General features: G+C 62.8%; 8 protein-coding genes and 7 pseudogenes. 9 read left to right on the top strand and 6 right to left on the bottom strand.

The window, feature by feature from the left end; translation table 11 throughout:
• The first annotated feature begins 90 nt into the window (after positions 1 to 90).
• Positions 91 to 1,233 (top strand): ROK family protein, encoded by a 1,143-nt coding sequence (locus LX81_RS17870; protein ID WP_111538664.1) that lies wholly within the window; start codon positions 91 to 93, stop codon positions 1,231 to 1,233.
• Between the two features lie 252 nt (positions 1,234 to 1,485).
• On the opposite strand, the gene LX81_RS17865 is transcribed toward LX81_RS17870, so the two are convergent.
• Genes LX81_RS17865 through LX81_RS17855 form a run of 3 tightly spaced genes read right to left on the bottom strand, consistent with a single transcriptional unit; the run spans position 1,486 to position 4,601 of the window.
• Positions 1,486 to 2,547, bottom strand: coding sequence for a TRAP transporter substrate-binding protein (locus LX81_RS17865; protein WP_111538663.1), 1,062 nt, complete (start codon positions 2,545 to 2,547; stop codon positions 1,486 to 1,488).
• A gap of 21 nt (positions 2,548 to 2,568) precedes the next feature.
• A complete protein-coding gene (locus LX81_RS17860; protein ID WP_111538662.1) occupies positions 2,569 to 4,110 on the bottom strand; it encodes a TRAP transporter large permease in 1,542 nt (513 codons plus the stop codon).
• Positions 4,107 to 4,601: a TRAP transporter small permease subunit gene (locus LX81_RS17855; RefSeq protein WP_234822689.1), complete on the bottom strand. Its 495-nt coding sequence runs from the start codon at positions 4,599 to 4,601 to the stop codon at positions 4,107 to 4,109. Before LX81_RS17855 ends, LX81_RS17860 begins: the two co-directional genes overlap by 4 nt.
• A 687-nt stretch (positions 4,602 to 5,288) precedes the next feature.
• Between LX81_RS17855 and LX81_RS17850 the strand changes: the two genes are divergently transcribed.
• Positions 5,289 to 6,020: an FCD domain-containing protein gene (locus LX81_RS17850; protein ID WP_111538661.1), complete on the top strand. Its 732-nt coding sequence runs from the start codon at positions 5,289 to 5,291 to the stop codon at positions 6,018 to 6,020.
• Between the two features lie 58 nt (positions 6,021 to 6,078).
• Here the strand turns inward: LX81_RS17850 and LX81_RS17845 are convergent, their stop codons facing one another.
• Positions 6,079 to 9,129, bottom strand: a complete 3,051-nt coding sequence (locus LX81_RS17845; RefSeq protein ID WP_111538660.1) for a glycoside hydrolase family 2 protein — start codon at positions 9,127 to 9,129, stop codon at positions 6,079 to 6,081.
• A gap of 323 nt (positions 9,130 to 9,452) precedes the next feature.
• Between LX81_RS17845 and LX81_RS22930 the strand changes: the two are divergent.
• The 5 genes and pseudogenes from LX81_RS22930 to LX81_RS17825 all read left to right on the top strand — a co-directional run.
• A pseudogene (locus tag LX81_RS22930) lies at positions 9,453 to 10,341 on the top strand (DDE-type integrase/transposase/recombinase); the annotation flags it as partial.
• Between the two features lie 125 nt (positions 10,342 to 10,466).
• Positions 10,467 to 11,549 (top strand): annotated as a pseudogene (locus tag LX81_RS17840) (IS5 family transposase).
• A gap of 352 nt (positions 11,550 to 11,901) precedes the next feature.
• Positions 11,902 to 12,965: pseudogene (locus LX81_RS17835) on the top strand (IS110 family RNA-guided transposase); the annotation flags it as partial.
• Between the two features lie 309 nt (positions 12,966 to 13,274).
• Complete coding sequence (locus LX81_RS17830; RefSeq protein ID WP_146259471.1) at positions 13,275 to 13,559, top strand: hypothetical protein; 285 nt, start codon at positions 13,275 to 13,277, stop codon at positions 13,557 to 13,559.
• Between the two features lie 16 nt (positions 13,560 to 13,575).
• Positions 13,576 to 14,946, top strand: a complete 1,371-nt coding sequence (locus LX81_RS17825) for a methyl-accepting chemotaxis protein (protein WP_170134018.1) — start codon at positions 13,576 to 13,578, stop codon at positions 14,944 to 14,946.
• 311 nt (positions 14,947 to 15,257) lie between these two features.
• Here the strand turns inward: LX81_RS17825 and LX81_RS17815 are convergent.
• Positions 15,258 to 15,605, bottom strand: a pseudogene (locus tag LX81_RS17815) (integrase core domain-containing protein); the annotation flags it as partial.
• A gap of 129 nt (positions 15,606 to 15,734) precedes the next feature.
• On the opposite strand from LX81_RS17815, the pseudogene LX81_RS17810 reads away from it, so the two are divergent.
• Positions 15,735 to 17,003: pseudogene (locus tag LX81_RS17810) on the top strand (IS110 family RNA-guided transposase).
• Positions 17,004 to 17,239: 236 nt separating this feature from the next.
• Here the strand turns inward: LX81_RS17810 and LX81_RS17805 are convergent.
• Positions 17,240 to 18,232 (bottom strand): annotated as a pseudogene (locus LX81_RS17805) (IS3 family transposase); the annotation flags it as partial.
• Between the two features lie 293 nt (positions 18,233 to 18,525).
• Between LX81_RS17805 and LX81_RS17800 the strand changes: the two are divergent.
• A pseudogene (locus LX81_RS17800) lies at positions 18,526 to 19,317 on the top strand (IS30 family transposase); the annotation flags it as partial.
• Positions 19,318 to 19,408 lie beyond the last annotated feature (91 nt).

Raw genomic sequence — 19,408 nt, 5'->3', positions numbered from 1 at the left:
AAGTCAAACAGAATCATTATCAGGCTTGCTTTTGCACTATCTTGAACAAAAGTATGGAGAAGGGCGAATGACGGGAAGGGTGTCTCAATCGTGTCGAAGGCGATCGAATTGACGATCTACCGAATGGTCAGATCGGGGCATGCTCGAACGGCGCGCGCAATCGAGGCGGCAACGGGATTGTCCCGCGGCACGGTCTCCCAGCGAATTGCGGCCCTCCTCGCGTCGTCGCTCCTTCGCGAGGGCGCCCCGGCAGCTTCGGATGGCGGACGGCCCGCACGGAGTTACGAAGTCAATCCGGATTACCGCAATCTGATCGGCGTCGATCTGGGCGAGCATGTCGGGCGCGCCTGTCTTCTCGATCTGCACGGCAGGATCCTCGACCAGACCCATTTCGCCCTCGATCTGCGTGCGGATCCCGAGATCACGCTCCGACACGTCGTCGAAGCGAGCCAGGCGCTGTCGCTCTCCAATGCGCGCACGGCGCCCGTCGCCGCTCTGGGCCTGGCGGTGCCTGCGCCCGTCGACGTCGCCTCGGGGCATGTGGTCAAGCCGTCGGTGATGTACGGGTGGGAGAACCTCGATATCCGCGAGTGGATCACCCGGCAGACGGGTCTGACGGTCGTGATCGACAAGGACGTGAATCTGATGTGCCTTGCCGAACATCGCCTGTCGTGGCCCTCGTGCGAGAACTTTGCCTTCATCAAGATCGGCACCGGTATCGGCTGCGGGATTATCACGGGTGGCAACCTGCTGCGCGGTGTCTCGGGAACGGCCGGCGATCTGGGCCATATCCAGCATAGGCTGCAACCCTACCACCTTTGCCGCTGCGGCAAGAAGGGATGCACCGAAGCGCATGCCGCCGGGTGGGCGCTGGCCCGCGATCTCCGTGCCAAGGGTTTCGATTGCGAGGATGCCCGCGACGTCATGCGGCTCTGGACCAACGGAGAGCCGGAGGCTCTGAAGCTCATTCACATGAGCAGCCGGGTCTTGGGAAAGGTAAGCGCCGATCTGGTCGCCATGATCAATCCGGAAGTCCTGGTGATCGGCGGGCAACTCGCGGCCACGGGCGAAGCGATGCTGGCGGGCGTCCGGGAGCTGATCTACCAGCGCTGCCTTCCGCTCGCGACCCAGAATCTCGACATCAGGCTGGCCCGAAATTCCACGGACCTGGCGGTCTGCGGCGCGGCCTTCTTCGCTATGGACACGGTTCCGGAACTGAACGGCGAATGGTGATCTCGCATGATCACCGTGACTGCCGGACTCGAAATGGGACGCCGCGTATCGGGACGGGGAAACAGGTGCCAGACAAGGTGATCTTCGCTTGAGCCGTAAGCACGGCCCTTAGTTCCGGGCCTTCCGTGTCGGATCGTAGGGTGCAAGCGGTGGCTACAGGCGTTCCGGGCCATCGAGGGCACTCTCCGTGCGACCGCTCCATGGATCGCCGTGAGGTGGCCGGAACCGGAAAATCCCGTTCCGGCCACGCGTTCACCCACGGCCGCGCAAGTAGGGCTCCGTCATGGCGAGGCTGTAGGCCCGCGCCCTCTCGAGATAGGCATCGTAGCTCTCGAGCACGTCGCCCACGTCGGGATTTTCCGACCTCAGCCCTTCGCGCACGGTATTCCAGGCCTCGCGCATGGCGTCCGTCACGTCGTCCGGGAAGGGCAGGAACTCCACGCCCTCGTCGCGGAGCGCCTGCAGGGATTGGGCGTTGAAGTAGTCGAACTGCCCCTGCATCTCGAGCGCGGCGGCGGAGGCGGCATAGCCGCACATCGCCTGGAGGTCGGCGGGCAGCTCCGCGAACGCGTCGATATTGTAGACGACACCGACGGAAGCGGCGGGCTCGGCATAGGCGGGCAGGTAGCAAAGGTTGGTGATCCGCTGCAGGCCGAACGCCTGGTCGAGCATCGGTCCGACCCATTCGGCGGCGTCGATCGCGCCCGATTGCAGCGCCTGGAAGATCTCCGTGGGCGGCATCAGGACGGCGTTCACGCCAAGCTCGCGCATGACCTCGCCGCCGAGCCCCGCGATACGCATGTTGAGGCCCTGCAGATCCTGCACGCCCTCGATGCGGTTCTTGAACCAGCCGCCCGACTGCGTGTTCGAATTGCCCGAGTAGAAGGGCCGCAGACCCCGTTGCGCATAGATGTCGTCCCAGAGCTCCTGACCGCCGCCCCATTTCAGCCAGGCCACGTGCTCGTTCGAGGTCATGCCGAACGGCACGCCCGTGAACCAGTGCAGCGCCGGGTTCTTTCCGGCCGCATAATAGGGCGGCGTGTGACCGACGGGGATGTTGCCGGCCTGAACCTCGTCCTCGACCGAGAAGGGCGGCACCAGTTCGCCCGCGCCATAGACCGTGAGCTCGATGCGGCCGTCCGACATTTCCGACAGGATCTCGGCGTAGCGCGTGACGTTGGTGCCGACGCCCGGCGCGGCGGCGGGAAACGCCGAGGCGATGTTCCATTGTACCCGCCCCTGCGCGACGGCGGGCGCGGCGAGCGTCGCGGCTGTCAGCCCGGCGCCGCTTGCGAGAAAGGTTCTGCGTTCCATGGGTCTGTCCCTCCCGGGTTGCTATCCGAATATGACCTGCGGCAGCCATGTCGCCAATCCGGGGATCGCGAAGAGGATCCCCAGGGCCAGGAGCTGCAGGATGACGTAGGGGATCACGCCGCGGTAGATCTGTGCGGTCGAGATGCTGCCCGGTGCGGTCGAGCGAAAGTAGAAAAGGGCGAAGCCGAAGGGCGGCGTCAGGAAACTCGTCTGCAGGTTCATCGCCAGGAGCACGGCGAACCAGACCGGAGACATGTCGGTCGAGAGCACCGACGGCCCGAGGAGCGGGACGACGATGTAGATGATCTCCACCGCCTCGAGGATGAAACCCAGGAGGAACACGACGCCGAGGATCATGAGGAGCGTGCCGATCTCGCCGCCCGGAAAGCCTTCCGCGAAGGTCTCGACCAGCCGGTCGCCGCCGAGGCCGCGAAACACCAGAGCGAGGAGGGACGCGGCGATGACGATGCCGAAGACCATGCCGGAGATCTTCGTGGTCTCGAGCAGCGCGGCCTGGAACATGCCCGTCCGCCACGCTCGGATCGAGGCGGCCAGCGTTCCCGCGAGGATCAGCGCGGCGGCGAGGAGGGCGAGCACGCCGGCAAGGCTTCCCGGGTCCGCGCGCCCCAGCCCCGCCACGCGCAGCGCGACGAGCGCGAAGGCGGCGAGGCCGCTTCCCGCGATCAGGAGCCGCGCCGCACGCGACGCGTTCGACGTGTAGGCCGCCATGAGAAGCGCGCCCACGGCGCCGAGCCCCGCGGCCTCGGTCGCGGTCGCGACGCCCGCGAGGATCGAGCCGAGCACCGCCAGGATCAGGAGCATCGGCGGCAGGAACGTCGTCGCGACCTCGCGCCGCGACACGCCCGCCGTCGTCGGCATGACGATCGTGCGCGCAGGCCGGATGGTGACCGCGAGATAGAGCCCGAAGAGGGTGACGAGAAGCAGTCCGGGTAGAAGGGCGCCCGCGAAAAGATCGCCGACTGAGACCGGGATGGGGGCGAAGTTGCCCGCCCGTTGCTGCGCTTCGAGATAGGTGTTGCCCACCTGGTCGCCCAAGAGCACCAGGAGGATCGAGGGCGGAATGATCTGGCCGAGCGTGCCGCAGGCGCAGATCAGCCCGCTAGCCCGGTGCGCCGGTATTCCGGCATCGAGAAGGGGCTTCAGGCTGATCAGGACGAGCATGACGACCGTCGCGCCGATGATCCCCGTCGCCGCCGCGATCATCGCGCTGAAGAGGAGCACGGCCAGCGCCATGCCGCGCGCAGATCCCCCCAGCATCCGGCCGAGGACACGTAGCATGTTCTCGGCCAACTGCGCGCGCTCCAGGAGCACCCCCATCAGCACGAAAAGCGGGACCGCAACGAGCAGGCTGTTCGACATCACCCCCCAGACCCGGGCGGGATAGAAGCTGAGATAGCTCAGGTCGAAGGCCCCGAAGGCGCTCGCGAGGAGGGCGGTGACGAGCGGCACGCCAGCGATCGCCAGCATGGCGGGTATTCCCGCGAGAATGCCCGTGAAGAGGCCCGCGATCATCAGCGCGAGAAAAATTTCCTGCAGTATCACTCCCCCGTCGTCCCCGGTCCGATCACCGCCGCAATGCCCTGGACGATCATCAGCACGGAGGCAACGGGAAGCGCGGTCTTGACCAGGAACAGCCCCGGCAGCCCACCGGTCTCGACCGAGGCCTCCAGGATCGACCAGGAGTAGGACAGCGTCGGCCACCATGCCCAAACGAGGAGCCCGAAGGCCGGGATCAGGAACGCGATCAGTGCGAGCATGTCCACCGACCTGAGATAACGTGGCGACAGGCGCTCCGAAATCACCTCGACGCGGACATGCCCGCCCTGCGCCATGCAGACCGGGATCGAGAAGATCAGGAAAACCGCGAAGGCGTAGCCCGCGAGATCCTGAAAGGCGATCGATCCCGTCCCGAAGCCGTAACGCGCCACCACGTTGCCGAGGATCGTCGCTACCAACACCAGCGCCGCCATGGTGCAGATCGCCCGGGCCAGTCGGTCGAGTGCCGCGCTTGCCTGCAGGATCGCGCGTCTCACCGTGCCGCCCGTCCGGGCACGACACACGCGACATGTCGGCCCCGTGAGGCTCTCCCTCGTCGCGGCGGACAACCGGGTGCCGTAGGGGCGTCATTCATTGGGGCAGGGTGGTCGTGGTCAATCATGGCACACTCAAGGCCTCTCAACGCCGGGAGGTCAATCCCGACCCGACTACGATGACCCTGAATAGCTCGTCGAAATCGGCAGGAAACCACAACCACGACGGCGATGCATCGGTTAAACGGGCATTCAAGAGCTACTTCAACAGCAGCAATCGATGAGCGGCGCCCACACGCAGCTCACACAGCACCGACCGCTGAGCGGTTGCCAGCCGGTGTCATCGAAGCTCCGCTTGAGCGCAAGAGCCGCGACGCGGCCTTGCGCTTTCAGGTAGCCAACGGCGACCAGATTATCGTTTGGTAGGAGCCACCGTCCGTTCTCCGTGCGCCCGGCCCTGTCGACAAAATTCCGAGCGGGATACGATCCGTTGATCCGGCATGGTTAGCGGGATGCATGAGCAGACCGATACCTCCCGACTACACGGCGAGGAACTTGCCCTCCCGTAACGAACGCCCGTCTGCGCGATCCGATGTGCCGTGTGTTTGACACGGCCTGCTCGAACAGCATGATGGACAACTCGAATGCGGTAGGATCGGTGTCCATTCCAAGACCCGAACAGGATGGGTTGTGCCAACGGGACGAAGGTATCAGGAAGTAGCGGAGGCGATCCGAGACCTGATCCGGACGGAAGGTCTGGCAGATGGTGCGCGGATGATGCCGGAGCGCGCCCTGTCCGACCGCCTGAACGTGCCGCGATCCTTGGTTCGTGAGGCACTGATACTTCTCGAAATCGAGGGGGTGGTCGAGGTTCGGAAAGGCTCGGGCATCTATATCCGCACGAGTTCTCCCATGCCCAGCACCGAATTACGGGACGATGTCGGTCCGTTCGAGCTGTTGCAGGCTCGTCAGCTGCTGGAAGCCGATATTGCCGAATTCGCTGCCAGCAAAGTCACCGATGCCGATATCCAGCGTATGCGCGAGGCCTTGAGGATGGAGCGTGCGGACCTCGAGTCGGGGTCTGGAAATTATCAAGGGGATCGACAGTTCCATCGCCTGATCGCCGCGGCGACGCAGAATTCCGTCCTGATCGATGTCGTCGAAGATCTGTGGCGCCGCCGGGAACGCAGCCCGATGTGGGCGAAGCTGCACAGCCGCATTTTCGAGACGACCTACCGTCAGGCGTGGCTGGCCGATCACCAAACCATCCTGTCGGCCTTGCAGAACCGCGATCGGGGCGGTGCGCGGCAGGCCATGTGGATGCATCTGGGCAATGTACGAAGTACGTTGATGACCCTGTCGGATGTCGACGATCCGGCCTTCGACGGGCATCAGTTCGAACCGGTTACCCTCAAGGCGTGACCGTCGACATGAAAACTCCCGCCCGGCAGGGCGGGAGTCGTTGTCGCGTCGTTCGAAGTCAGCCGGACGTGATCTCGTACCGCTCGCGGCGCTGCCCATCGCCGGCGGTCACCACGATCGCCCCGTCGACGATTTCGACGTCGCTGCCATCCCCAATGGTTTGCAACTCGGCCGCCACATCCTCTGCGGACAGGGAGCCCGCCTGGATCGTCTTGGCCCTATAGTCGATGTCGAGTTCATCGGAGTAAACGAGACCGCCATAGACCGACATCTCGGTGAGGCCCTTATTCTGGAACGGTTCGCCGTCCCGCATCATGTAGTAATCGGAACTGTCGATCGTCACGCGGATGTACCGCGCTACTTGCCCCACGTCGTCTTGGGTCCGACCGTCCTCATCCGTCTCGCGATCGTCGAAAACCGGCTCGTAACTCTCGTTGAAGACGGCGAAACTCCGTTCTTCTTCCGGCGCCGCGTCGACGCGATAGGTCATCGAGCCAGTTCCCTCGACCGTCGTGTCCGGATCGAACCACGCGACATCTACTGCGCTGACGTAGTACTCGGCGCCCAGATCGACCTTGATCCATGCCGGGATCTGCAGAACGTCCCGGGTATGCCAGAACCCTCCGTCCGTCATGTCGGTCGGAAACTCCGCATCTCCATCCACCGCAAGCGCAGCGGGGCCGTCGGGCAGACCACCCCCCACGCCTTCGCGATTGGCCTGAACGCGACGACCTTCGGACAGTGCCCCCTCGGCAACGGTATAGTCGCGACGATCGCCATTCTGCGCGACCACCGTGAAGGTATCGCCGACTGCGAGGGGAGTGTCGCCCGGCCGGTCGCCGAACTCGAAGCTTGCTCCGAACGGGAGGTCGAACAGGTCCGGCATGTCGTCGATTACGGTGCCATACGGCAGGTTCACGACGCGGTCCGCCTCGCCATCGACAGCCACCAGGCGAGAAACCAGGAGCGTGTCGTCGTTGGTGACGAGCTCCCATTCCGCCGTATCCGCGATGGTTTCGCCATCGGCCACGGCCACCACTTCGAGGCTGTTCGTGCCGGAGGAGAGTTCGATTTTCCAGTTGAGGCGACCGCTCTCCGGGGTCTCGACGACCCCCATCGAGGTGCCGTTCAGGAACAGCTCGGCCTCCGGCAGGTTCGAATAGACCTCCACGGTGACGTCACCGCGCTGACGTTCGACCAGACGCTTGCCGGTCATGTGGAGCACGGGATCCTCGCTCCAGTTGGCCTGGTACCAGTAGAAGGCATCCTTCCGCACCTCGCGGTCGCGCGACACCAGGCCCTTGTCGTTGATACCGGGGCCTTCGCCTTCGTCGCGGGCATCGGATGCGAAGTCGAACATCGCCCAGACGAAGGTCGACCAGAGCCACGGACGTTCCTTCATCTGGAGATAGGCTTCTTCGTGATAATCGGCCTGATAGGTCTCGGTGTGATCCTGCTGAACCGTCGTCTCCGCCTGGATCGAGGGGCCGGCGCCGGCGCCGTATTCGCTGACGCCGATGGGAAGATCGGGTGCTGCGGCATGCAGTTCGTCCAGCCATGCCCCGAGGTCCCCGGTCGGGTTGCCGTAGTACCAGCCGAAATAGAGGTTCTGACCGACGGTGTCGGTGATGTTCATCACCGGCTCCTCGGGACCAAGCCGGCCCAGAACGGCGGCGGTGGTCGGCCGGGACGGGTCTTCCGCCTTGGCCAGTGCATTCAGATCGGTCAGGAGCGATGACACGTCGCTGGCGCTTTGCAGGGAAACCTCGTTCCAGATCCCCCAGACCGCGATCGAGGGGTGATTGTAGTTCTGGCGGATGAGTTCCTGCATCTGCTGACGAGCGTTCTGCGCGTAGGCATCCGTCAGGTCGACCTCGCTGATGACCGGAACCTCGGCCCAGGCGACCATGCCGAATTCATCGGCCAGATCGTAGACGCTGCGGCTGTGCTGGTAGTGGGCCAGCCGGACGGAATTGGCTCCCAACTCGTCCATGATGCCGAAATCGCGGCGCTTCTGATCGTCCGTGGCCGCAAAACCCGCGCCTTCCACGTCCTGGTGGTAGCTGACCCCGCGCAGGGGCATGGACTCGCCGTTCAGGAGGAACCCGTCCTGCGGGTCGATCTCGATTTCGCGAACGCCGAGCGGTTCGGTCACCTCGTCGAGGACGTTGCCGTCAGTATCCACCAAGGTCGTGACGGCGCGGTAGAGATACGGATCCGCGCGCCCCTGCCAAAGCCTCGGGTCGGAAATGGAAAGCTCCAGGGTCCTCTCCTCCCGAGCCCCGGTAGCGAGCGTGACAGCGTTCTCGGCCTCCGCCACGACGGCGTCTCCATCGTCGAACACCTGCACTCGCAGGGTCACACGACGCTCATCGTCGCCGTCATTCGCCAGTTTGACCCGCGCCGCGACCTCGGCTGCGTCGTCGGTGACGCTCTCGGTCGTCAGATAAACGCCCGGACCACCGAAATCGGTCAGATCGACATGCACAGGCGCGACTTCCACCAACGCCACGCTGCGATAAAGACCGCCGAAGAAGGTGAAATCAGCATCTATGGGGGGCAGGCGATGCGGTGCGTTGTTCACCTTGATCGCAATGTCGTTGCTACCCTCCACCAGCTCATCTGTCAGGTCGAAGCGGAACGCGCTGTAGCCGCCGGCATGCGTGCCGACACGGGTGCCGTTCACGAACACCTCGGCAATCTCGTTGGCCGCACCGACTTGGACGAACACGCGTCGGTCGCCCAGATTTTCGGTGACATCGAAGGTGGTCTTGTACCATCCATCGCCGCGATAATAATTGTCACCGCCATCGCTGCCGTCCTGCGCGTTCCAGGTATGAGGCAGGGTAACCGCGGTCCATTCCGCGTCCGACGATGATGCCGCACCGTCCGTAGGATCGACTGCGTCGGTCGTGAACTGCCAGTTCGGAAGGGCCTCGAGATGCCGACCATTGTCCGCATCACCGACAGTCTGCGCAATCGCGCCGGTGCCGGCCATGCCGATCGTCAACCCGCCGGTGAGTATCAGCCGTTTGTACAGACCCACATTGATTAGCTGCCGTCCGATCCGCGTTTCGGGTGCATAACCACGCGTTACACCGTAATTCATACTTCTCCTCCCTTTCTGGAAATCATGAGCGTCGCAACGACCGCACTCCCTTCGGATTGCCGGTGATTTGGGAATGGCGGCTCATCACTGAATCGAGCGACATCGACGGGAACAACGTGACCGTGCCGTCGAGGTGGTTGTGCTCTCTCCTCACGTGAATCAATCTCGCACACGCCGGAGAATTGGTCAACCAATTTGCCGAGAGAGCGCCGGAACGAGAAAAGTTTAGCGAATTGCCTGAGACGACACGGAAACCGTAATGTGGTCCCCGGAACTCGGGCATCCGGTCAAGCTTGCCGCCAACGATCACAGGGACGAACAGCGTGGCTGGCAAACGAAAGGATTACTGCGACGAGTTCGAGGCGAAGGTGGCGCTCGAGGCGATCCGTGGTGAGATGACGGTTGCCGAGCTGGTAGCGAAGCACGGCGTGCATCAGCTCTGATCAACACCTGGAAGCGGCAGGAACTCGCGGGAATGTCGGGCAAGGCGGAGGCGGACGAGAAAGAGGGCGAGATCGAGAAGCTGCACGCCAAGATCGGCCAGTTCGTGGTAGAACGTGATCGTTCAGCCAAAGGCGAGTCAGTGAGGGCGCCATTGGTTCTTGCCCACTGGCGCGCGGCCGGTGAGTGTGGCCCGGAGGCGTAAGATGATCGAGGCGCGCCACCCGGCGCTGTCGATTACCCGGCAATGTGTCCTGATCGGTATCAGCCGGTCCGCGTGGTATGGCCCGGGTAAGGGCGACAGCCCGCTGAACCTGGCGCTGACGAAGCTGATCGACGCATAGTTCATGGAGACGCCGTTCTATGACAGCCGTCAGATGGCGAGACCCTGCGCAGCCAGGGCTACTGCGCCGGGCGCAAGCGCAGCTGGTGGCTGATGGCTGATGGCCGGGATGGGTCTACGGGCCGTCTATCAGCGGCCACGCACGACTATGCCTCACCCGGAGCACCCCAAGTATCCGTTCTGTTCCGGGGTCTACTGATCGACCGGCCAAACCACGTCTGGTGCACCGACATCACCTATATCCCCATGCGGCAATAATTTTTCTACCTCGTCTCGATTATGGACTGGTTCATCCGCAGGGTCATGGCAGGCGACCGTCAAACGCGATGGACGTCGAGTTCTGCACCGAGGCTCACAAAGACGCGCTCCGCGGCCACGGCAAGCCGGAAATGTTCAATACCGACAGTCATACGATCAGGACGGTTCCCGGGCGGTCTGAACCGAACACCGATTAACCGTCTGTTGCGCTAGCGTCGCGAGGTGGACGCCTCCGGAAACCTCTATCCCTTGGAGGCTCGTGATAATTCACTGACTTCGACACGAGGAGACGGTGATGGCGAAGCAGACGGGATTCTGGAGCATCGAGGATCGGCTCGAGGAGTTCTCGGCGGTGGGCGACCCACTGGAGACGCTGAACCGGACGGTGGAAATCGAGCGGTTCCGGCCGATCCTGGAGCGTGCGGTGGGCAGGCCGCGCGGGATCAAAGACGGGCGTCCTGCGATGGCCGTGGTGCTTAAGTTTCGGATGCTGGTTCTGCAGAGCCTGCACGGTTTGAGTCTGGAAGCGACCGAGAAGATGGTGAGGGACCGGTTGAGCTAAATGCGGTTTTGCGGGCTCGGGATCGCGGACGCGGTGCCAGATGCGAACACGCTGTGGGACTTTCGCGAGGCGTTCATCCGGGCGAATGCGCTCGACGCTCTCCTCAGCAAAATGGACATGGCGATCAACCAGGCGGGGTTCATCACGCGCTCCGGGCAGATCGTGGGCACGAGCCTGGTGGCGGCGCCGCGTCAGAGGAACACCGACCGTGAGAAGGCGGCGATCAAGGCGGGGAAGTGCGCCTCGGAGATCTGGCCGGACAAGCTTGCGAAGGCGGCACAGAAGGATGTCGATGGTCGCTGGACGGTAAAGTACAGCAAGGCCAAGGTGCGGGCGGATGTCTCAAAGCCCGTCGGTATCGCGATCCCGCTCTATGGCTACAAGTCGCATGTCAGCATCGACCGGATGCACGGGGTGTTTCGGCGCCAACTCGTCACGGACGCCTCTAGGCACGACGGCACACGGCTGCGCGAGGGACTGATCCAGATGGCCAACACCGCGCAAGACGTCTGGGCCGACAGCGCCTACCGCTCTGCCAAGAACGAGTTCTCGGCTGAAAGGCAATGGCATGACCAGCTAGGTAAATTGCAAAAGCCGCATAGCCGCCCGACGCCGCAAAGAACGTCGCGCGCCAATGGCCGCAAGTCGGCAGTGCGCTCCATGGTCGAGCACGTCTTCGCCCAGCAAAAGGCCCGCATGGGCCTGACGATCCGTACGATCGGACTAACTCGCGCCAGGGCCGCGATCACGCTGGCTAACATCGCCTACTACATGACCCGACTGCGATGGCTTCAGGGCCGGACTCTGCCTGCCTGACGGCTGAAACGAAGAAAAGCACCCCGGCGATAGGCTGATTGCGCCGAAAGGCCTCCAGTCACGCGGCAAATCGCGTCCCCGTCAGCCCCGTGAGCGTATAAATCCGAAGAATGGGCCGTACTCGGATGTCTCCAGGTGTCTCGGTGCGGCCTGAACCGACCACCGATCGACCGACGTGTCTTTCCCTAGACCTGTCGGCCGCCCGGGAACGCCTTGTTGTGGGGCTTCGCCTAGCCGGATTTGCGTATGACCCGAGAAGGGCGTGATCCTGCTTTCGGCGGGATCTCATGACTGTCTTGTCCCGCACCGGTCCGGGCGTCGTTCGATGCAACGATCTCAGGAGGACCGGATCATGACCAATACCGAGACACCGAAGATCATCACCGTGACCGGCGGGGTCGATACGCATAAGGACCTTCATGTCGCGGCCGTCGTCGATGACCATAACCGCGTCCTGGCCACGGCTTCGATCCCGGCAACGAGGCAGGGTTACGGCAGGATGCTCGCATGGATGCGATCCCACGGCGATCTGTGCCGCGTCGGCGTCGAATGCACCGGCAGCTACGGGGCCGGTCTTCTGCGCCATCTGCAACGTGTCGGGATCGAGGTGCTGGAGGTAATCACGCCCGACAGGCTTACCCGCCGCCGCAAGGGAAAGGACGATGATCTCGATATCCAAAACGCAGCTCATGCCGCCTTCGCGGATATCCGTACCGTCACGCCTCGTAGGCGGGACGGGATGGTGGAAGCCCGTCGTGTTCTGAAGGTTTGCCGCAAGTCCGCGGTCGCCGCACAGCGGGTCGCCCTGCAGATGATCCACGGCACCATCGTCTCGGCCCCGGATGCGCTTCGTGACTGCCTTCGCGACATGACGCGGATGCTGCTCGTCCGCACACTGGTGGCATCCCGCCCGGACATGTCCGCCTACCGAGAGTTCGAGGGGGCCTGCTGGATTGCCCTCAGATCGCTCGCGCGGCGCTGCGTGGAGTTGCTCGACGAGATCGCCGAACCGGACGATATGATAGGATCGGAGCGGTCGTCGAAGATCTGGCGCAGGCCCTTCTATCGCGCCGTGGCATCGGCCACGAGTGCGCTGCCGAACTAATGCTCACCGCAGGGGACAATCCGGATCGCCTCTCATCTGACACCAGCTTCGCGGCGCTCTGCCGGGTCAGTCCCGTCCCCGCATCCTCGGGCAAGACGATCCGGCACCGTCTGAACCGTGGCGGCGACAGGGCGGCCAACAGCGCGCTGCAAATCGTCGCCGTCTCCCGAATGCGCCTCGACCAGCGGACGAAGGACCACGTGGCCAAACGCATGGCTATGGGGCATTCGAAGCTCGAAACCATTTGGATGCTCGAACGCCACATCGCGCGCGAAGTCTGCGGGATCATCCACGCTCGACGAACGGAGATCGGCCGCCCACCCGCAGTCATTGCTCGACACACAGAAGGGCGGCCAGGGCAGCCGTCAGAGCGAAGACGACGGCCATCGGCCGGTCTCGATCCCGTTGGCTCCTGACAGCGTCGACTGGTAGCCGAACTGCCGCACCAGCCGCGGGCTGTCGCACCCCCATGCCGATTTCGGAACAATTGAAGCGAAAGGCCGCGACGAGTTCAAAGCCTTTTTAACACTTCTCCGACTAGCACAGGGCCGTTCCGATAAAGGGTAGGTCTTTCCAGGGCGATGAACGGGGCTTCGAAAGCACTTCTGGCGAGTATCTACGTGGCGGGGCTCTCGGCTCTGGCCGTGACGGCCATCATGGCGCCGTCGTTGGACACGGTGCCCGGTGAGCCGGTGGTCGTGATCTTTTCGCCCCTTGCCGACAATGGTGTGGCCTTCCGCGCGATCGCGAACGCAGGCGCATCGATCCTGGCGATCGGGAACGTCGACTGGATCGGCGTGTCCGGGCCGCTGAACGCGGTGCAACGGCAGTCCCTGCGGGAGGCCGGGGCCTTCTTCTTTCTGAATGGGAAACGTGCGGCCTGGCTGTGCAGCACCGCAGTTTAACACTGGAGTGGATTTCATGACGGTCGAGGCACTGCGTGCAAGACTTCTGACTTTCCTAGAAGCCTACGTCTATCTGGGCATCCCGGTCATTCTCTATTTCGCTTGGTCTTCCGGGACCTCGATGAAGCTTTACGGCGGGCTTATGCTTGCGGCCGCGGTCACGGCGAGCATCGCGATCCGATTGCACAAGGACACCGTGGGCCGCTCGGTCATGGCGCTGGCGCTGGTTCTGTCCCCTATCATCATGATCGCGGCTGCGCAGGGGCACAAGCTCCAGCTCGACATCCACTTCCTGTTCATGGTCAACATTGCCTTGGTCGCGTTCCTGTTCGACAGGGCGGCGATCGTCGCCGCCTATCTCTTCGTTGCGGTCCATCACATCGGCTTCAATTTCCTGCTGCCCGAGCTCATGTATCCCGGCGGTAGCGACTGGGCGCGGCTGATCTACCACGCCGTCGTGTGGACGATCGAAACCGGGGCGTTGCTGTTTCTGGTACACAGCCTGTTGCAGGTCTTCTCTGACAATGTGCGCATCGCCGAGTCGGCAGCGGCGGAGCGTGCCCGCAACGAAGAGATGCTCAAGAAGCGTCTGGAACTCATCGAGGATATCGTCTTCGAGGCAAATGCCAGCACAGGAGCCATGATCGAAGCGACCAATTCCGTCAGCGCCGATGCCGGCAGCGTGACGGCGATGTCGGACCAGCATCTCAATGCCGCGCGCGACGCGGTCTCGTCGGCAAGCCGGATCGAGACCTCGATGCAATCCACGCTGGAAAGCTCCCAGCAGACGAACCGGATTGCGGGCGAAGCGGCCAACAAGGCGCAGGATACGCGCGCGACCGTCGAGACGGCCATCGGATCAATGAAGTCGATCGCAGACAGGATCGGCATCATTCAGGAAATCGCCCGCCAGACGGATCTGCTGGCGCTCAACGCGGCGGTAGAGGCCGCACGCGCCGGCGCACACGGCAAGGGTTTCGCCGTCGTCGCCTCGGAAGTGCGCAAGCTGGCGGAGCGTAGCAACACTGCCGCTCGTGAAATCCGGGAGCTTTCCGGGGAATGCATCGGCGTTGCCGACAGGGCTCAGAACATGCTCGAAGATCTGGTTCCGGACATCATGCGGACGTCCGAGCTGACGAGGCACGTTGTCGAGGCTAGCCGGGAACAAAGCGAGGTTGCCTCCGGCATCAAGTTTTCCGTTAAAGGCCTCGAAGACATGATCAACAAAAACGCGGAGGCGGCGGATCGCATCAGCGGTGCGGCCACAGAGGTCGAAAGCCTGGCGCAGAAGCTTGGTACTGTCCTGTCCGGGGTCGATACCGTGGCGCAGCCGGACGATGTCGCCACGGCGGGGTCAGACGATGGCGCAATGCGATATGCCGCATGATGGCACGCGGCGTGACTACCAAATGTGTTTAGGTGGTCAGTCCCGGCATTTAACAGAACGGATCGAGGATGAACCGATCCGGGTCTAAGGTCCAAGTCTTGGAGATGTATTCATAGGGCGTGAGGGCCAGCCATGATCCGCCGTCGGTCCGAGGAGCATGGCTGGCGAGCGTCTCGAGCCTGCGTGTGAAGTTATAGTGCCTTGAAGTCGTCAAGGTGGGTGCGCAGTTGATCGTGCCTGTCATAGTGGATGCGTTTGACGGAGGCGTTCTTGATCCTGGCCTGCCCCTATCGGGTGGTCTGGTTTCAGTTTTAGTGCATGACGGGTCTCGGCGCCATTGCCGCGGCCGCAGGCGGGGTCGATCCTGTGCTTTGAGGTGGCCATTCGACGGCTTGCGGAGCCGGTGGTCGGTAGCGAAGCGACGAGTGGGGCCGCGTAGTATTGTAATGGACCCGCCACGCTTCGATCACCACGCGCGCCTCGGCGAGGGAGTAAAAAATCTCGCCGTTCAGAAGCTCGTCGCGGAGCTTCGAGTTGAAGCTCTCGCAATACCCGTTCTCCCAAGGGCTCCCCGGTTCGATGAACGTCGTCTTCGCGCCGACCGCTGTAATCCAGTCCCGCACGGCCTTGGCGATGAATTCCGGCCCATAGCACGTCCGGAAGAAGCCCTGCCGAGAGGTATTAGCCACGCGCGCAGCCCCCAGATAGCGCAGCAAGTGGCCATGACCGGGTCTCAGGTCTCAACAGTGGTTTTTCTGAACCACACCGCTGAGGGTGCGCAGCACGCTATTACCGCCACTCATTCTATCGCACCGACCTTGCTGGTCGCCATCGACATTTCCAAGCATCGACATGAGGTTCTGATCGGGGTTCCCAGCAAGAAGCGTCGCCGTCGCATGACGATCATGAACACGCTGGAAGATTCCAACGCGTGTCTGAGGCGCTCGTCAGCTACGACCTGCCGGTTCGGATCGGCTTCGAGGGTCAAGGCACCGCCTTGACGGCAACTATCATCGGCCGCTGGCGCACCATCTCGGCCAGGCCGGGTTCGACCTGAAGCTTGTCTCCTCTGTCGGTCTCGCCCGAACTCGCGAGGCCTTGCACAACAGTTGGGACAAGAATGATCCGAAGGACGCCCAGGTCATCCTGCACATGCTGGAGATCGGCGCCGTCCAGTTCTTTCATGATCCCCTGGCGGTCGGAACGGTGGACATTCAGGAGCTGTCGAAGACGCACGAGATCGTCTCACGTTCGAAGATCGAGCTCTGGCACTGCATCCTGACTCATTACCTTCCGCTCTACTTCCCCGAGGCCGAACGGTTTCATCGAAGCTCGCGAACCGACTGGTTTCTGGCGTTTCTGGAGAAGTACCCGTCGCCGCACATGATCGCCGCCATGAGCCGAGACGCGTTTATTGCCGATGCGTGGTGGTCGTCGGCCGCAAAGTCTCCAAAGAGCGCCTGCTTTCAGATATTTACACAACGGCTGTTGGCTCGGTTGGTTTGCCCGGCGAACCGGATTCCGACGCTGTGCGCATGTTCCGCCTGGTCCTCGCCGAAGGCAGAAGTCTCGTCCGCCAGCGCAATGAGATCGAAGCCCGTGCGGTCGAGCTGCTCTCCGATCTGCCCGACTATCAGCTTCTGACGACCATTCCCGGCATCGGCCCGATAAACGCCATGACAATCCTAGCCGAAGCCGGCGACCTTCGTCGGTTCCGGCATCACCGCCAGTTCCTGAAGTTCTGCGGCATGGACCTTGCGACGGTCCAGTCCGGCATGTTCCGAGGGCAGAGCCGGATCTCGAAGTATGGCAATGCCCGGCTACGACGCACGCTCTGGATGGCCGGTCAGACGGCCGTGCTCAAGCGGACCAACAGCTTCCGAGACAAGTTCGAGCGCTACATCTCGAAGGATCGACACAACGCTCATCTACGCCGCAAGGCCTACACCGCGATCGCGGTAAAGATGGCACGCACCGTTCACGCCGTGGTCAATCACGGCAAGCCCTATCGCCCCTTCTTCGAGGGGGTGAGCCCGGGCGGAAGGACCTCTCTCTGACAAGAGCCGTGGGGGCAGCTCGCTGACCTCGTAGATAATGTTCGGGCCTTCTGCTTGGAATTTGGGATCTCGTATTGAGGACGGTGAGAGCCGCCGGCTAGCGTACCCTGTGTTTGCTATGGAAGAGATCATTTCTTGACGGCAGAGCCCGTCTGGGCAACCTTTCCAAGGTGTCCGGGAAGCCGGACGCCCCATGACCTGCTGGCCTAAGCAGCCAGAAATTCCCGACATAGGACGTTGTCCGACCGAACGTGGCCGGGCACGCCGCGAAGGATGAACAGGTCGGTCAGGACGTCGATCACGGCGGCGGAATTAAGCTTCCGATTGACCCTGATCGCCACGCACTTCCTCGTGAACTCATCGACGATGTTGAGCATCCGGGACTTCCTTCCGGTCGCCACGTCGCGCCATCGGTTCGAGCGACGATGGCGACGGTTCAGCTCTCAGCGAAGTCGTAGGACCAGACGTGGTTCGGCCGCTCCGGTCGGAGACGGATACTCGACCCGTCGTTCAACCACAGCCGACCTTTCTTCGGTTGCTTCTGGGGAACTTTCAGCTCCGTCGGGGAAACGCCCCACAGGGGCCTTTCCTGATCCTCCGAAGTCCCGTCGCCAAATCCGCTCGATCCGCTTCACGTTCACCGCCCACCCGGCATCGCGCAGCATGGCAGCGACCCGACGGTAGCCGTAGCGCCCGTATTGGCTGGCGAGCGCAACGATGTCCGCGGTCAGCGCATCGTCATCGGCCCGCCCGTGCGGAATTTTTCGCTGCGTAGACCGATGCTGCCCGAGCACGCGACAGGCGATGCGCTCCGAAACGGAGAACTTCTGCCTGACATGATCGACACAGGCTCGGCGACGGGCGGGGCTCAGAAGTTTCCCGAGGCGGCCTCTCGCAGGATCAGTTTCTCGAGCGTGAGATCGGAGACGGCCTTTCGCAGCCGCTCATTCTCCTTTTCCAGCTCCTTCAGACGTTTCACCTAGTCGGTCTTCAGCCCGCACTCGCCATTGTTCTTGGACCAATGGCGGACGTGGCTCGTTCCGTGCGCCAACGGTAGTAAGTGAACTGGCTCGGCACGGCCTCGAACCGGTGGCGGCTCGTGCCGAACCCCCGATCGAGCGCACCGCCTCGGCCACCGACCAACCCTGCGATACCAGCACGTCCACCTGCCTCAGCTTCGCGACGATCTCATCCGGCTTGTGCGCTCCGCCGGGGTATCGATCCCTGATCCGGCTCCGATCTGTCCCATTCTTTCGTTCTCCATCTGGCTCAAAAGCCTACTTCAGAGAGGACCGCTTTTTTAGGGGGCAGGCCAGATCCTGCTATTCATCCGCTCGCTATGGCCGTTTGTTCCGAGCTCGCTCAGCTACGCGACGGCTGCCGATGGTCAACTTTGATAAATTAGAAAATTTCTGACAATATTACATAACATAACCTCTCAGAAAGGTATTGTTGGGATGGGTACATTCTAGACTGGGTTGCGATAGATCCCCTATCTTGCTGGAAAGCAAGGAGAAGGATGATGGCCCATACGGAGCTGAACTTGCGTGAACGGCGCACGATCGAGGACATGCGGAATGCAAAAGTGCCTGTGGTCCGGATCGCGGCCGAACTCGGGCGGCATCGTTCGACGGTCTACCGCGAGATCAGGCGCAACGCGTTCACGGACGACGAGCCGCCGTACCTAAGTGGCTACTACGGTATGACTGCGCAGCGCTCGGCGGAGGCCAGACGTGCGCGACGCCGCAAGTTGGTTCGATTGAGGGATCTTCGCGACGCGGTGATCTTGCAGTTTAAGGAAGGCTGGTCACCGGAACAGATCGCGGGTCGCCTTGGCTCCGAGGGTAGCCCCGTTCGCGTGAGCCATGAGACGATCTACACGTATGTCTACGGCCCCGATGGCCGATCCGGGGAACTGGCTCGCTATCTCCCAAGTCGTCGCAAGAAACGCCGGCCGCGATACGCCAGAAGGCCCAGAGGTCAGGTTTTCCCGCCGGACCGGTCCATTCATCAACGCCCCGGACAAGTTACGTCGCGCGAGACATTCGGTGACTGGGAAGGCGATCTGATGATCTTCGAGCGCGCCCAGGGAAAGATGAACGTGGCGTCCCTGGTCGAACGCAAGACCCGCTTCGCCGTGCTGTTCCGCAACAACGGCCGCAGCTCGACGCACATCATGCGCAGGCTGATTGACGTCATGGAACTTTTGCCCCAACCCGCCCGCCGGTCGATCACCTTCGACCGTGGCTTTGAGTTCCGTGAGTGGCGGAAACTGAAATCCGGCATCGGAACCGACGCCTGGCTCGGATGTGACCTGCCACGGGATTTTTACTCCACCGTCGATTAGAGTCCGCCCCAACTTGAGGACGGACAATGAAGCGAACGAGCTTCACGGACGAGCAGAT

This window comes from Palleronia aestuarii (genome assembly GCF_003253995.1).
Classification (GTDB): Bacteria; Pseudomonadota; Alphaproteobacteria; order Rhodobacterales; family Rhodobacteraceae; genus Palleronia; species Palleronia aestuarii.
Note: the sequence above shows the minus strand (reverse complement) of the source record. Positions and strands in the feature narration are given on the sequence as shown.

Coding starts and splice junctions, on each gene's coding strand:
- LX81_RS17865 (WP_111538663.1), bottom strand. CDS start 2,547: ATGGAACGCAGAACCTTTCTCGCAAGCGGCGCCGGGCTGACAGCCGCG.
- LX81_RS17825 (WP_170134018.1), top strand. CDS start 13,576: ATGACGGTCGAGGCACTGCGTGCAAGACTTCTGACTTTCCTAGAAGCC.
- LX81_RS17845 (WP_111538660.1), bottom strand. CDS start 9,129: ATGAATTACGGTGTAACGCGTGGTTATGCACCCGAAACGCGGATCGGA.